Genomic DNA, 14855 nt, shown 5'->3' on the forward strand with positions numbered 1-14855 from the left:
CCCGGCGGGGGCTGCGGTCAGGGCGCGCCGGGCTCCGGGCGCAGCAGCTCGCGGGCGGCCTCCACCACCTCGACGGCCGGCACGTCGGTGACGAACGAGTCCCGGTGCGGGCACTCGCCGTCGCCCGGGCGGTGCGGGTAGATGCCGGGCGTGCAGTCCACCCCGCAGACCGGGCAGTGCACCGTCCAGGAACTGATCGGGCGGTGCCGGCCACGCAACAGATTCGCCACATTGATCAGGTTGCCGACCCAGAAGATGCCGACCGTCGCGGCGCCCACCGCGGCGGCCAGGTGCAGCGGGCCGGTGTCGTTGGAGACGACCAGCTCGCAACCGGCGTAGCAGCCGGCCAGCCCGCCCAGGCTGAGCGTGCCCACCTGGGGGCGCAGCGGCACCCCGGCCGCCGCCACCACCCGGTCCACCACCTCCTGCTCGGCGGCGGTGCCGGTGACCAGCACCTCGTACCCGTCACCGACCAGTTCGCGGGCGACCTCGGCGAACCGCTCGGCGGGCCAGCGCCGCCGGGTGTCGGTGGCGCCCGGGTGCAGCGCCACCCGGGGCCGTTCCGGCGGCCCGAGCACCTCGGCCGCCTCGGCCCGGTCGGCGTCGGTCACCGCCAGCGCCGGGACGATCGTGGTGGCCGGGGCACCGACCAGCGCCGCCACCTCCAGGTAGCGGATCACCTCGTGCTGGTAGTAGACGTACCGGATCCAGCGGTCCAGCGGCGGTGCCTCCTCGGTCCGCAGCCCGGCGGTGACCCGGGCGCCGAGCCGGCTGACCAGCGGGTTGGAGTTGGCGCCGCCGCCGTGCACCTGCAACGCCAGGTCGAAGCGTTCCCGGCGGGCCGCGGCCAGGAAGTCGTCCATCCCGGACTCCGGCTCGCCCGGCTCCGGGTGGCGGATGCCCGGGGCGGGCGGCACCACGAGCACCCGGTCCACCGGGCCGGGGCGGTCGCGCCAGAGCTTCGCGTGCCACGGCGCGCCGAGCAGCACGATCTCCGCCTCGGGGTACGCAGAGCGCAGCGCGTCCAGCGCGGGCAGCACGAAGATGAAGTCGCCGAGCGCGTTGGCGCGCAGCACGGCGATCCGCTCGACGTCGGGCACGAGCTCGGCGGGCGGGCCGAGCAGGGCCGGGGTGACCACGCGGTCCCGTTACGGCTGGTCGAGCCCGCCGGCGGCGGTGTCCGGGCGGTGCAGCTCCCGGTCCGCGGCCGGGTCGATCGGCGTACCGCCCCTGCCGGCACGCGAGCCGGTGCGGCCGACGGTGATGGTGCGCGGCGCGGGCCGGGCGGCCCGGGGCAGCCGCACCCGGAGCAGGCCGTGGTCCATCACCGCGTCGATGGCGTCCGGGTCCACCCGGGACGGCAGGTCGACGCGGTACTCGAAGCCGCGCGTCTCGAAGCCGCCGGGGATGCCGTGGTCGGCGTTCACCTCGGCCTCCGAGCGGGCGCGGACGCAGAGTTCCCGGTCGTCCAGCTCGATTGCCACCTCCTCCGGCGCCACGCCGGGCAGCCGGACGACGACCTCCCAGCCGTCTGCGGTCTCGCTCAGCTCGACGTCCGGCGGCCCGGACCGGCCGCCGACCAGTCGCCGCAGCTCGGAGCGGAGTGACTGCAACTCGCCCATCGGGTCCCAGCCCTGCTGCCGGCCCCGCCAGCCCCGACCGACGCCGCCGCTCTGCTCGCTCATGCCGACGCCTCCCCTCGCCCGGCGGCGGCACGGGGCCCGGCCGCGCTCCGCCTGTTGATCCGCTCGCTCATCGCACCTCTCCGATCCGCTGGGTGGCCGCCGGGGGCCGCAGTGAGCTGGGAGCATCCAGACCGGCCTCCCGGTCGACACCGACGCCGAGCCGGTCGACCAGTTCCCCGCCGAGCCAGGCGCTGACGCCGAGGATGGCCAGCGCGACCACCTCGATGGCGATCAACGCGCCGCCGGCGGCCCGGGACTCGGCGTTGAGCCGGACCACCCAGATCGCGGCGAAGAGCAGGATCACCGCCAGATTGGCGGCGGCGTGGGTGAGCGCCACCCGCTTGGCGCGGGTGCCGGTCGGGATCGCCAGCAGGTCGAACACCCCGGCCGTCGCGGCCAGCAGGCCGCCGACCAGGCCGACGGTGATGTTCCAGTACGCGACCTCGCCGAGGAAGTCCGGGCCGCCGACGGTGTCGACGATGTCGAAGAGCACCGCGGTGACCAGCAGGCCGACGGGGAACATCACCAGCATCGGATGGACGGGATGGCCCAGTACCTTGAGTCGGCTCTCCATCTCCGGGCCTCCACTGCTCGGTCTCTCCGGGCGCGTCGGGTGAGGCGGTACCCCCGGGTCGGGAGGGCAAACCTCGCGCTGGTGGCACCCGCCTAGGCTGGTGGGCGGCGGCTCGTTCGCCGCGCCGCCTGGCGGCACGGCTTCCCCGCCACCGAGGTCAACGGTCGGGGGAGGATCACGTGACGGTGGAGATCACTTCGCAGGCGGAGCTGCGCGAGCTGCTCGGCACGCCGAACGCGCGGGCCGCCGCCAAGGAGCGCACCCGGCTGCACGACCGGGACCGGCAGTGGCTGGCGGCGTCGCCGTTCTGCCTGGTCGCCACGGCCGGCGCCGACGGCAGCTGCGACGTCTCGCCGAAGGGCGACCCGCCCGGATTCACCCTGGTGCTGGACGACCGGACCATCGCCATCCCGGAGCGGCCGGGCAACAAGCGGGCGGACGGCTACCGCAACATCCTGGAGAACCCGCACGTCGGGCTGATCTTCCTGATCCCCGGGCGCACCGACACGCTGCGGATCAACGGTCGGGCCCGGCTGGTACGCGACGCGCCCTGGTTCGACGACCTGGTGGTCAAGGGGCACCGGCCGGTGCTCGCCGTGGTGGTGGAGATCGAGCAGATCTTCTACCACTGCGCGAAGGCGTTCCTCCGGTCGGAGCTGTGGCGGCCGGAGACCTGGCAGCCGGACGTGCTGCCGTCCCGGGCCCGGCTGGTCAAGGAGCTGGAGGCGCCCGCGGAGAGCCTCGCCGACCTGGAACGCCACTACGGCCCCGACTACGTCAAGACCATCTACGCCTGATCGCGGTCGCGCCGACCCCACGGCCGGGAAACCGGCACTGCACGGCCACTTGCTAAAGACATCTTTATAAAGATAGCTTTAGGATATGGCGCTGTCCCGGGTGAAGCTCTCCGATCCGACCGCCCTGCGCGGCTACGCCCACCCGCTGCGGATGGCCCTGGTCGGCCTGCTCCGCCAGCAAGGCCCGATGACCGCCACCCAGGCCGCCGCCCGGCTCGGCGAGAGCGTGCCGAGCTGCTCGTTCCACCTGCGCCAGCTGGCCAAGTACGGGCTCGCCGAGCGGGTTCCCGGCGCCGACGCCCGGGAACGGCCCTGGCGTGCCACCGCGATGGTCACCTCCTGGGACGACGCCTCCGACGACCCGGGCGTGCGCGCCGCCACCGACGAGCTGCACGCCACCCAGCTGGCTCTCTACAGCCGGCAGGCACAGGAGTTCCTGGCCCGCCGGGCGAACGAGCCGGCCGCCTGGCGGGCGGTCACCGGGTTCAGCGACATGGCGCTGCACCTCACTCCCGACGAGCTGCGCGAGCTGACCCGCCGGATCGACGACCTCCTCGCCGGGTACCACGACCGGCTCGTCGACCCGGCGAAGCGGCCGGCCGGCAGCCGGAAGGTCAACCTGATCCAGCTCGCCCTGCTCGCCGAGCCCGCACCCGACAGTCCCCCGTCGCCCACCGCCGACGCTCCCCCTCCGGCCGACACCGCCTCGGCCGCCGGCGCACCGGCCGGAGGGGACGAGCGGTCGGCGACGACGGCCGAGGGCGAGCCGGGCGGCCGGCGATGAGCGGCAAGGTGAGCACGGCACCGCCCGTCGCCGCGCCCGCCGGCCCCGCCCGGCCCGGCCGGCTGCCCCGGCTGCTGCGCGAACGGACGTTCCGCCGCTACTGGTCGGCGCAGACCGTGTCGTACTTCGGCGACGAGATCTCCACCCTGGCGCTGCCGCTGCTGGCCGTGCTCGGCGCCGGCGCCGGCCCCGCCGAGATGGGTTACCTCACCGCCGCCGCGCTCGCCCCGAACCTGCTCTTCTCCCTGCTCGCCGGCGCCTGGGTCGACCGGTACCCGCACAAGCGACGGCTCATGATCCTCACCGACCTCGGGCGGGCGCTGCTGCTCACCGCGGTGCCGGTGGCGTACCTGCTCGACTGGCTCGCCCTGCCGCAGCTCTACGTGGCCGCCTTCGCGGTCGGCACGCTCGCCGTGCTCTTCGAGGTGGCCCGCGGCCCGCTCTTCGTGTCCCTGGTGGACCGGCGCGACTACGTCGACGCGAACACCCTGGTCAACGGCAGCCGGGCGATGTCACAGGTCGCCGGTCCGAGCATCGGCGGTCTCCTGGTGCAGGTGCTCACCGCGCCGATCGCCCTGCTCGCCGACGCACTGTCGTACGTCGTGTCCGCGTACTTCCTGACCCGGATCCGGCCGACGGAGCCGGCGCCGGCGCGCGGCGGCGGCCTGGGGATCGGCGCCGGCCTGGGGTTCCTGGCCCGGACGCCGATGATGCGCGCGATCCTGCTCGGCACCACCACGGTCAACCTGTTCAACTTCATGTTCGCCGCGCTCTTCGTGCTCTACGCGACCCAGCACCTGCACCTCAGCCCGGGCATGCTCGGCGCCGTGCTCGGCGCGGGCGCGGTCGGCGGGCTGTTCGGCGCGGCGGTCACCGGCCGGTTGACCCGCCGGTTCGGCATCGGCCCGACGCTGGTGGCGTCCTTCGTCCTCTTCCCGGCTCCGCTGCTGCTCATACCGCTCGCCGGCGGGCCCACCCCGGTGGTGCTCGGGATGCTCTTCGCGGCGGAGTTCCTCGCCGCCATCGGGGTGATGGTGCTCGACATCGTCGGCAGTTCGGTGCAGACCGCGCTCATCCCGGAGCCGCTGCTCGCCCGGGTGACCGGCGCCCGGCGCACGGTCAACTACGGCATCCGGCCGATCGGAGCGCTGCTCGGTGGCGCGCTCGGCGCCACCCTCGGCGTCCGGGAGGCGCTCTGGATCGCCACGGCGGGCGCGCTGACCGGTGTGCTCTGGGTGCTCTTCTCCCCGGTCCGTCAGCTGCGCGACCTGCCCGACCGGGCGGACGGGCCCGAGCCGGCGTAGGGCAGGGCCCCGTCGGTGTCGCGCTCCGTGCTTGACTGCGGGGCATGGAGCTGACCATCGAGGTCGACGGCGTACGGCTCCCGGCCACGCTCGATCTGCCCGCCGGATCCGTGCGCGGGGCGGTGGTCGTGCTGCACGGCGCCGAGGCGGGGCACCGGTCGTACTTCTGCTACACCCACCTGGCCCAGCTGCTGCCGGGCGCCGGTGTCGCGGTGCTGCGCTTCGATCGCCGGCCGCGCCGGCACGACCGGGACGTGCCGTTGATCCGGCAGGCCGACGACGCGGCAGCGGCGGTCCGGCTGCTCCGCGGGCACGTCGGCGACGTCCCGATCGGGCTGTGGGGCTGGAGCCAGGGCGCCTGGGCCGCCCCGGTGACCGCCACCCGCCACCCGACCTGGTCGCCTTCCTGGTCCTGGTCTCCGGCAGCGGGGTCAGCCCCGCCGTGCAGATGCGCCACGGCACCGCCGAGCAGCTGCGTCGGCACGGCTTCGCCGACAGCGACATCGCCGAGCTGGACCGCCTCCGCGCCACGGTCGAGGACTACCTGCGCGGGCGCGTCGACCGGGAGACCGCCCAGCACGCCGTCGACCGCGCCGCCGACCGGATGTGGTTCCCGCTGGCCTGGCTGCCCCGCCAGCTGCCCGACCAGCCCGGCACCTGGGCCGACATGGACTTCGACCCGGTGCCGGTTTTCGCGCGGGTCACCTGTCCCGTGCTGCTGTTCTACGGCGCAACCGACGCCTGGGTCCCGGTCGAGGCCAGCATCGCCGCCTGGCAACGCGCGACGGCCACCGGCCCGGAAAGACTGAGCATCTGCCGGCTCGACGGTTGCGACCACCTGCCCACCCTCGACGGCGGCGAGGACGTGGCCAGCATCAGCGGCCAGTACAGCGAGACCCTGCTCAGCTGGCTGGACGCCCGGCTGCCTTCCGCCGCCGGACGGCGTACGCCCGGCGCATCTTGACGTAGTTGCCGCAGCCGGCCATCGAGCACCAGCGGCGGGCCTGGTTCCGGGAGGCGTCGTAGTACGCCCAGCGGCAGGTGTCCCGGGCGCAGGCCTTCAACCTCACCCAGCTCTGCTCCTCCCCGCACTGCCGGACGGCGTCCAGCAGGGCGGCCATGGCCTGGTCGAGCGCCGTGTCGCGGGCGGCGACGAGGCGGGGTCCGGTTTCGGTGAAGGCCATCCGCATGGGCACCCCGGTCAGGGCCTGGTCGAGCCGGTGCAGCTCGGCGGGGTCCGCGGGGTGGCCGGCGTGGCCGAGCAGCACCGCACGCAGGCCCTCACGGACGCTCCGGGCGACGGCGAGGTCGGCCGCCCCCAGCCGGGCGTCGGGCCGGAGCAGGTGCCGTTCGGCGAACCAGTCCCGGAGCCGGTCGGGGGCGGTGAGGGTCTCCTCGTCGACCTGGGGTTCGAAGGTGTTGACGAAGTCCCGGACCAGGCGGGCGGCGGGCGGGATCACGTCCTCCTCGCTCATCACCACCCCCTCACCTGACACCAGCGTATCGCCTTGACAGGTGTAACTACTCCTGTACACCATCAAAGTTCTTTTGCTGGTGTAGCACGGATGCGACCAAGGGAAGGCGCGATGTCCACCACGCTCCGCGACGTGGCGCAGTTGGCCCAGGTGTCGGTGAAGACCGTCTCGAACGTGGTCAACGGGTACCCGCACGTCAGCGACGGGATGCGCCGCCGGGTCCAGGCGGCCATAGCGGCGCTGGACTACCGCCCGAACCGCTCCGCCCGCACGCTGCGGACCGGCCGGACGGGGGTGCTCGCCCTGACGGTGGCGGAGGCCGACCTGCCCGGGGTCGGCGTGCTCGCGCGGGCGGTCGTCCGGGCGGCGGCGCGGTGCGGCTACCGGGTCGTCATCGACGCGATCGACCCCGGCTGCGCGGGCGCCGTGAATCCTCCGCTGCCGGTCGACGGCTGCCTCCTGCTCACCGACCTCCCGGCCGGGCCGCACGCCGGTGGGCTGTCCGTCGTCCGGCTCGGCCGGCCCACCGCCGGCGGTCACACCGACCGGGTCGGCATCGACCACGCCCGCGCCGGCCGGGACGCCGTCGACCACCTCCTGGCCACCGGCCGACGGCGGATCGCCGCCATCGGCGTCGGACCGGACCAGCCGTCCGGCATCCAGGGGTACGCGGACCTGCTCCGCGCCGCGGGCCAGCCCCCGCTCTCCGGTCACGTCCAGCAGGTCACGTCACACCGGCGCGCGGAGGGCTACCGGGCCGGCCGTACGCTGCTGGGCCAGCCCCGGCGACCGGACGGCGTCGTCTGCGCCTCGGACGCCCTGGCGATCGGCGCCATGTGCGCCGCACTCGACGCCGGCGTCCGCGTTCCGGAGGACCTCGCGGTCATCGGCGTCGGCGGCAGCGAGGAGGGTCGCTGGACGCGGCCGACGCTGAGCACGGTTGCCGCCGACACCGCGTTCCTCGCCCGGCAGGCCGTGGCCCGGATCGTCGCCCGCATCGCCCGCCCGGACGACGCCCCGGTCACCGTGGTGGCACCGCACACCGTGCTGGCCCGGGAGAGCACGCGGACCTCCGCCCCGGACGGTCCGCGCCCGAGGTGACCCGGCACCCGGAACAGCCTCGACGCCTCACGCTCCGGCTGTCCCCCGCCCCTCCGGTCCCGACGCCAGGACGATTTCGCGCCGAGGAGCAACCCCCGGAGCCGGACCCGGCGTGACTATCTCGAATCGGGCATCGGAGGCTTGCATGGGCGATCGCGACGCTGCTTTCGCGGAGTATTTCGCGGCCAGGTCGGATGCGATGCGTGGCACGGCGTACCTGCTGTGCGGCGACTGGCATCGGGCGGAGGACCTGGTCCAGACCGCGTTCGTGAAGCTCTACCTGGCCTGGAACCGGGTCTCCCGGCACGAGGTGCTCGACGCCTACGTGCGCCAGATCCTGGTCCGGACCTTCCTCGACGAGCGGCGCCGCGGCTGGTGGCGACGGGAGCGGGTCGGCGCGGACGACGCCGAGCGGTCGGCTCCGCCCGACTCGCCGGAAGGCCGGTTGGTGATGCTCCAGGCACTGGCCGCCGTGCCGCCGCGCCAGCGGGCCGTCCTGGTTCTCCGCTACTGGGAGGACCTGTCGGTCGACGAGGCCGCGGCACTGCTGGGGTGCTCGGCGGGGACTGTCAAGGATCGTTAGATGCTAGGGTCGATGTGTCAGACACGGACATCGATCTAAGGGGACGGTCTGATGGTACGGCGTAAGGCCCGGTCGGGGAATCGGGGCCGGTTCGACAGCAAGGACGCGTTGTTGGCCGGTGGGGCGGATGTGCGGGCGTTGCGGTATCAGCGCGCGAGCCAGGACAAGAAGGAGCAGGGCAAGAGCGTCCACGACCAGGGCGTGCTCAACCTGGCGGAGATTACGAAGCGGTCGTGGACGGACGCGGGGTCGTTCACCGACAACCACCGATCCGCGAGCCGGCACGCGACGAAGGACCGGGAGAACTTCGAGCTGTTGATCGAGCAGATCCGGGCGGGCAAGGGTGACGTGCTGGTGATCTGGGAGATCTCCCGCAAGGAACGCGACCTCGCGGTGTACGTGAGAATCCGCGACATGTGCCACGAGGTCGGCCTGTACTTCTGGCTGGTCGGCGGCGTGCTGTATGACCTGCGGGACAAGAACGACCGGATGATGCTCGGCTTCCAGGCCGTCCAGGCGGAGTGGATGGCCGACTCGATCCGCGACAACGTGCTGCGCGGCATCGTCGGCGCCGCCGAAGCCGGCCGCCCGCACGGGAAGATCACCTACGGGTACCGGCGGATCTACGACCAACGCACCAAGGCCCTGCTACGCCAGGAGCCGGACACCGAGGTCCGAACGGCGGTGGCCGCCGACGGGACCATCACCGAGTACTCGCACGCTCAGGTGGTGCGGGACAACTTCCGCAAGATCTCCGAAGGCATGCCCCTCACCGTTCGCGAGGCCGAACTCAACCGCCTCGGCATTCCTGCCTCGCAGGGCGGGATCTGGCGGCGCGGGATTCTGCGCAAGCAGTTGATGAACCCGGCGTACATCGGCAAGCGGGTGCTGCGCGGGGAGATCGTCGGCGACGGGATCTGGCCCGCGCTGGTGAGCGAGGAGACGTACTGGTCGGTGGTGCGGATGCTGGGCGATCCGTCGCGGACGACGACTCGTCCCGCTCGGGCGGTGCATCTGCTGTCGTACATCGTGCGCTGCGGGGTGTGCGACGGGCCGTTGTCGTCGCAGCGGCTCAACCGGCACGGCTGGACCGGGCAGGTGTACTCGTGCCTGCACCGGCGGTGCACGGCGGTGAAGGCCAAGTTCTTGGACGAGTACGTGCAGCGCACGGTGGTGGCGTGGCTGTCCCGCCCCGACGTGCACGACGTCCTCACCGCCGCCAGCGCCACCGACGAGGAAGTCGCGCACGCCCGCGCCGAAGCGCAACGACTGCGCGGGGAGTTGGAGGACTGGCGCAAGCTCGGCGAGGAAGGCGAGGTCACCGCGATCGCCTACGCCCGCGCCGAGAAAGGCCTGCTCGCGCAGATCGCCGAGCACGAACAACGCGCCGCCGACGCCGGCATCCCCGCCGTGCTGCGCGGACGCATCGGCGACCAGGCCGTGACGGCGTGGCAGGAACTCGGCGACGACATCCCGGTCAAGCGGGAGATCATCCGCCTGGTCGCCGACATCAAACTCCTCCGCGCCGGGTTCAAGGGCGAACGCCGCGCGTTCGGCCGGCACCGACTCGACTGGAGGTGGAAGTTCGGCCCACAGGACCAAGCGGCCTGATCGTGCACGGCGGCGTCGGACTGTTGTCTCGGCGCCGCCGTCATGGCATGGCGTGCCAGGTGCCACGTGCCCTACCGAGCGGAACCGACGCAGCGGGCCGCAGGAGTTAGCGCCAAGAGCCGCGGCGATCTCGCCGACGCCACCTCGGTCGGCATACACGTACTGGCGGCGTTCGAGGCCGATGGTGTGTTCCAGCGGCACAGTTCGATCGTTGCTGACCTGGCGACGTCGTCGCGGGGCTTGCCGGAGTCGAGGATGAGACGCGCCGTCGCGTCGGCTGTTTCGTGCTGGGTGGTGGGCAGGGCGCGAGGTGCGGTCCAACTGGCCATGTCATCAAAAGAGAGGTGGCTGAGCTTCAATGATCGGCTGTTTCGCTTCAGCAGTCGGTGGCAGCATGCCGGAGTCCTCAAGCTCTGTCGCCTTGAGGAGTGGTCCATCGACGATGGCTTTCAGTACGTCATCCTGCTGCGGTTCGAGGAGCACGCATCCATAGAGTACGGCTAGCAAGTTTCGCAAGTCGTCAGTGAAGTCCCACTTGGTGGCGACGATCTCGTTTAGTGGGGACGATTTGCGCACGCGGGGATTCTTGGAGCGGTAGCCAAACCACTTCTTGACAACTTGCGTGCCGCAAACGTCGTAATCCCACACCGCTGAGGGAACGGGACCGAGGGCGCCTTCGCCAACGTACAGGGTCGAACTGTCCCGATCGTACGTGATGCACTCCGGCATGTGGCCTGGCGCCCCTGGTATGGGCACGAGGACATCAGGCCGCAGTTCCCGCGGGGGTCCCTGTGGACGACCGGCCGCTGAGCAGACATAACGCTCACCGTAGGTCTGGAGCCAGATTACTCGTTCACCGAGCCTGACTGCTCTACGCCAGAGTTCGGGGTTCAATGTCAACGGAATCCGTACTCCCGGGGTGCGAAGCTCCGAACGGAATCGTGCCGGAAAGCCGGGATGCGACGCCACGGCGGCAACATAGGCGAGCACATCGTCGCAGGTAACGTGGATCCCGAGCTGACGAGAAAGGTGCTCGATCAAGCCAGGCGCGATGTTGGGTTGATGACCGCTGACGTCACGGTACTTAGGTAATATCCTGCCTCCATGATGGCCCATGTAGTGGTGGGTATCCGGCACTTCAGCGGCGAACACGACGGCCGGTCCGGAGGTTACCGATTCCGCGAACAATGATGTCAGATACGTTTGATGCGTTCCGTATGTAGACCAGAGATCGGGACGGGCGAAGTCGACAACCCTTCGGTCGGCGATGACATACTGCCGGTCGAAGCTCCGGAACGATACGCGCCTGACGGAGACCTGAGGGTCGATGTCGCCAGTCAGTGACGCGGGCTGACCGCTGGCGTCAAAGTGCGGCGAGAGTGCGAGGCCGATCTTCCTATCCCGAGTTTCCTTCATGAGCTTTGGCCGCTCTGCTAGGGGAGCCAAGCTTAGGCGCCGCCACCGCTCGGCCAACGTTTCTTCGTCCGGCGCGTAAACCCATGTTCGGTTGGGTGTTATACCTGGGGATTGCCACGGCATCAGGTCGGCGAGCGCAATACAGTCGTTCCATATGGCCTGCGATGCGGGTCGGAAGGGTGCTGACCACTTCGTTGGGCAGTCCAACCAGCGACCGCTTGCAGCAGTCAGTGTCCGGAGGGCGTCGAATTTTTCTTGCCTGGTCCCGGAGAGGGCAATGTATCGAATCCTGGCAGGTGTGGCTGTATCGGCCGTCCTGCTGCGTCCGAACACTCCGATGCACAGCGGCTGCTGCACGTCCGGGAAGATGCGCGTCGGCACCTCGGGCTGGTGCCCCTCAGGAGAGAGATCGATGATCCAACCCCAGTCCGCTTGCCTTCGCAGGTACTCGCGCATGCCGGCGAAGCCTGGTCCGGTCGTGTAAGCCGACGTGCAAACGAATGCCACGACTCCCTCGGGGTGCTCAGGATGCGCTTCGAATACCTTCCAGGTGGCCCAGCGCCAGAAGTAGATGTTCAAGTTGTGCAGTTTGAATTCGAGTCGGCCGGTACCCGTGCCCCGAAAGGCGTCAAGCATGCTCGACTTCCCCTTGTTGCTGGCGAGTACGAGCCCTCCCTGGCCCTTGGCGCGTTCGAGGTAGGGTGGATTGCCGAGAACGACCATGACTCGTTCCTCGGTCTTGACCTTGATTGCCTGCGCCCTGGAATCAGCGATTGGGCGGTATACGTACGGGCTGACAAGGGTCTCTACATTAGGATCGTCCAGGGTGTCAGTGACGTAGAACCTGACCTTCTCGTCGGTGACTTCTAATCCCCGCGCTGCGAGATCCTGGTGCAGCCGTAGTTCCGCTACGGCGAAAGGCGCGATCTGGCGTTCAAAGCCGACTAGTCGGCCGAGGAGGGCACGAAGTTCGGCCGGCTCGTCCCCGTGGTCGGCCGCGATCGTCTCCGCTACACGTGCAATGACGCTCAACAGGAAGGTGCCGGTGCCCATAGCCGGGTCGACGACGACTACGTCGCGGTCGGCGAGGCCGAGCCGTCGTTGCAGCTTGTCGTGCAGGATGCTGTCGACGAACTGGACCATGAAGTCTGCAACTGGCTGCGGCGTGAAGTAGGAGCCACTTCCCCGTCGCACTGCTGGGTCGTACAGCTCCAAGAAGTGTTCGTACAACTGGTCGGACGTGTCGGTCCGCCAATCCGTCCAGTCACTGGCCGCGATGGCGCGCCGCAGCGTTTGCAGCGCCACACTGCGCTGCTCAATGCTGGGACCACCGTGGTCCTCGGTGAGGATAGCCAGCGCTCGCCCGACGAGAAGGTGATTCTTTGCCAGCTCTCGCCCGAGCGTCGGCAGTTCCTTGCCCTCGAACTCGATCCCTGACCGGCGCGCCAGAAGCAGCCCAAACGTGACGGTCTGCGCGTAAGCGTCGGCGAACAACTCTTCGCTCAAGTGCGGAAATAGCCAGGTGCGCCAGTCGGCTAGATGATCACTGAAGAGCCGTACTCTGCCACCGAGCCGCTCTTGACCAAGAGTGTCCAACACCTCGTCGCGCAACAATCGACAAAGTCGTGCCGCGTCCCGGACCAGATGTTCAAGGCGGCGATGTGGACGTGGACGCCATGAAAGGAACGCATGAAGCACGAGCGCCAGGTTGGCGTCTGCGGGGCGAAGCCGCGCACCGGCCCGGTGCAGGTCGCCTTCCATCCGCGCCACTGGCCCCTGCAGCTCTCCCCAGCGATACACCGCGAAGGACTGACCGTCGCTGTACAGGACATTTGGAAGCAGCTGAAGCTGGGACCATTGCTTACGCTCCCGAGCCGTGGGATGCCAACCCTGGCTGGGCACGCCCCTGCCGGGCGCCTTGAGTTCCACATAACCGATCGGGGCTCCGTCGACGTCGATCAAGTAGTCAGGACGAATAGCCAGATCCGGGAGGCGGACCTCGCCATGCGCCCTAACCGGACAGCCAATCGCTCGTCCAGCCGCCCTGAGAAGCTCGACCATTGGCGCCCGCAAAGTGTCCTCCGGAGCAGCCAGACCCCGCTGAAGCACCGGCGCGACGGAAGCACCGAAGCGAGAAACTGCTGCCTCAAGCGCGGTGCCATACGCCTCGGCAGAGCCCCGAGGACCGGGCACTTTGGCCGCGTTGCGGGTGCGGGCGCTCCTAGCCATGCGCCCTCGTCTGGACCGGGTTAGTCGTGAACATGCCGCAACCACCCTGCTCGCCATGGCTACCCGAAGTGATCGACCGATCTCCGGCCGTATGCTCACAGCATGCGCCAGGCAGCGAGTGAGATCAATGCCGGCAGTGCATATTTGGCTAACCGCATGATGCCCATAGGGCTGCGCAGCAGAGTCGTTCCTGCGAAACCCAGGTCAGGCTGGCGCACGAACGCGGCAGGCGATTCGCGCGCTGGGCAGGCATGCTCCGGTGCCAACGGCTTTCGCCACCCACCAGGGCGGCAGACACGCGCCGGTCCCTTGCGGTGTGGAAATGCCAAGCACTACCTGACACGCTGGTCTGAAGCTGGCACGTTGCAGTGCGGCCAGTTAGAAGGTTCCCGGCAGGCCGCCATGCACCACCTGGCGGCGCTGGCACCCACCCTGAAAAGGCGTCCACCTGGTCGTCGCGCTACAGCAGGCGGAGGAGTTCCCCCAGGACCGCCGAGACTTTCGGACCCGCGTTCAGCTCCGCCGCTAGCCCCGCCGGCCCGAACCGCGTCCATATTCAGGGATCCGCGTCCCGTTCAGTGGTTAACCCCGGGGAGATCTTTACCCGTGCTAGGTGGACGTGCAGGGACAGAGGCGGACGCAGGCGGAATCACTAGCACCTGGCCGGATGGTTGGCAAGACTCAGTGACCGGTCCGTTGCAGATCGGGGGTTGACTCCACCCGGTTTCCGGCGCGTAATGGAGACACGTTCCCGCGGCGCCGACCGGCGCGGTCGGCCACAGATGCAGCGGGCAGGCACCCCCCGGCGGGGTGCCTGCCGTTGTTCGTACCGACGCCGCGTGGCGTGCAGAGATAGGAGGCCCCACATGAAGGATCGCCTGTCGGCGAGTTGAGCCGCCGCACCACCTGAGCGCTTCTGCGGCGCTGCCAGTGGTGAGTCCTCTTCTGTGGCTCGGCTTGGCCGTTTGCCCCGTGTCCCCGCTGTTAACCCCAGCCTGCTGTTCGGGGTGTGGCGACGTCTGCTTGTCCTGATGCCTGCCCCTGCGTGGGGTGGGGCCTGTTTGTTGACTCGACCATAGTGACCTTTGTCGTCTCCTGCACACGTGAGGGGTCCGCCCGGCCGGGCGTCACCCGGCAGGGTCGCGCCTGCCCGGGAACTGACCGGAGCCGGGCGGGCGTGACCTGGGCGAACCCTAATCACCTGAGTCGAACCCTTCAACCCGGGTTCGACGTAATTCGGGGACCTGGAGAGCTGAAATTTTGGTTCTGACCTGGGCGGAGATGGGTGGGACCGCC

At 70.2% G+C, this 14855-nt stretch carries 12 protein-coding genes and 1 pseudogene; 7 read left to right on the top strand and 6 right to left on the bottom strand.

The features are described 5' to 3' along the window. Nucleotides 1–17: 17 nt before the first annotated feature. The 3 genes from AC1WTP_RS31230 to AC1WTP_RS31240 form a co-directional block, all read right to left on the bottom strand. The gene (locus AC1WTP_RS31230; RefSeq protein ID WP_481652824.1) at nucleotides 18–1139 is read right to left on the bottom strand and encodes a glycosyltransferase family 9 protein; all 1122 of its coding nucleotides are present in this window, start codon (nucleotides 1137–1139) and stop codon (nucleotides 18–20) included. A gap of 9 nt (nucleotides 1140–1148) precedes the next feature. Beyond that, nucleotides 1149–1685 (bottom strand): Hsp20/alpha crystallin family protein, encoded by a 537-nt coding sequence (locus tag AC1WTP_RS31235; protein ID WP_481652825.1) that lies wholly within the window; start codon nucleotides 1683–1685, stop codon nucleotides 1149–1151. Between the two features lie 67 nt (nucleotides 1686–1752). After that, complete coding sequence (locus AC1WTP_RS31240; RefSeq protein ID WP_481652826.1) at nucleotides 1753–2259, bottom strand: DUF2231 domain-containing protein; 507 nt, start codon at nucleotides 2257–2259, stop codon at nucleotides 1753–1755. A gap of 179 nt (nucleotides 2260–2438) precedes the next feature. Between AC1WTP_RS31240 and AC1WTP_RS31245 the strand changes: the two genes are divergently transcribed. The 4 genes from AC1WTP_RS31245 (at nucleotide 2439) to AC1WTP_RS31260 (ending at nucleotide 6108) form a co-directional block, all read left to right on the top strand. Then, a complete protein-coding gene (locus tag AC1WTP_RS31245) occupies nucleotides 2439–3056 on the top strand; it encodes a pyridoxamine 5'-phosphate oxidase family protein (RefSeq protein ID WP_481652827.1) in 618 nt (205 codons plus the stop codon). Nucleotides 3057–3141: 85 nt separating this feature from the next. After that, nucleotides 3142–3840: a winged helix-turn-helix domain-containing protein gene (locus tag AC1WTP_RS31250; protein ID WP_481652828.1), complete on the top strand. Its 699-nt coding sequence runs from the start codon at nucleotides 3142–3144 to the stop codon at nucleotides 3838–3840. An 8-nt stretch (nucleotides 3841–3848) separates the two neighbouring features. Next, on the top strand, nucleotides 3849–5144 hold the full coding sequence (locus tag AC1WTP_RS31255) for an MFS transporter (protein ID WP_481652829.1): 1296 nt from the start codon (nucleotides 3849–3851) through the stop codon (nucleotides 5142–5144). A gap of 337 nt (nucleotides 5145–5481) precedes the next feature. Continuing rightward, nucleotides 5482–6108 (top strand): alpha/beta hydrolase family protein, encoded by a 627-nt coding sequence (locus AC1WTP_RS31260; protein WP_481652830.1) that lies wholly within the window; start codon nucleotides 5482–5484, stop codon nucleotides 6106–6108. On the opposite strand, the gene AC1WTP_RS31265 is transcribed toward AC1WTP_RS31260, so the two are convergent. Further along, nucleotides 6047–6619, bottom strand: coding sequence for a CGNR zinc finger domain-containing protein (locus tag AC1WTP_RS31265; RefSeq protein ID WP_481652831.1), 573 nt, complete (start codon nucleotides 6617–6619; stop codon nucleotides 6047–6049). The two genes, AC1WTP_RS31260 and AC1WTP_RS31265, sit on opposite strands and share 62 nt — an antisense overlap. A 111-nt stretch (nucleotides 6620–6730) precedes the next feature. Between AC1WTP_RS31265 and AC1WTP_RS31270 the strand changes: the two genes are divergently transcribed. The 3 genes from AC1WTP_RS31270 (at nucleotide 6731) to AC1WTP_RS31280 (ending at nucleotide 9914) form a co-directional block, all read left to right on the top strand. Further along, nucleotides 6731–7720 (top strand): LacI family DNA-binding transcriptional regulator, encoded by a 990-nt coding sequence (locus tag AC1WTP_RS31270; RefSeq protein WP_481652832.1) that lies wholly within the window; start codon nucleotides 6731–6733, stop codon nucleotides 7718–7720. A 145-nt stretch (nucleotides 7721–7865) separates the two neighbouring features. Next, nucleotides 7866–8303, top strand: a complete 438-nt coding sequence (locus tag AC1WTP_RS31275) for a SigE family RNA polymerase sigma factor (RefSeq protein ID WP_481652833.1) — start codon at nucleotides 7866–7868, stop codon at nucleotides 8301–8303. A 51-nt stretch (nucleotides 8304–8354) separates the two neighbouring features. Further along, nucleotides 8355–9914 carry a recombinase family protein gene (locus AC1WTP_RS31280; RefSeq protein ID WP_481652834.1) on the top strand — a complete coding sequence of 520 codons (1560 nt, stop codon included), beginning with the start codon at nucleotides 8355–8357 and terminating at the stop codon, nucleotides 9912–9914. Nucleotides 9915–10247: 333 nt separating this feature from the next. Here AC1WTP_RS31280 and AC1WTP_RS31285 read toward each other — a convergent pair whose 3' ends face one another. Together AC1WTP_RS31285 and AC1WTP_RS31290 are read right to left on the bottom strand one after the other, a co-directional pair. Next, the gene (locus AC1WTP_RS31285; protein ID WP_481652838.1) at nucleotides 10248–11453 is read right to left on the bottom strand and encodes a type ISP restriction/modification enzyme; all 1206 of its coding nucleotides are present in this window, start codon (nucleotides 11451–11453) and stop codon (nucleotides 10248–10250) included. Nucleotides 11454–12035: 582 nt separating this feature from the next. Continuing rightward, a pseudogene (locus tag AC1WTP_RS31290) lies at nucleotides 12036–13616 on the bottom strand (N-6 DNA methylase); the annotation flags it as partial. Nucleotides 13617–14855: the final 1239 nt, after the last annotated feature.

The organism is Micromonospora sp. R311, assembly GCF_056780015.1.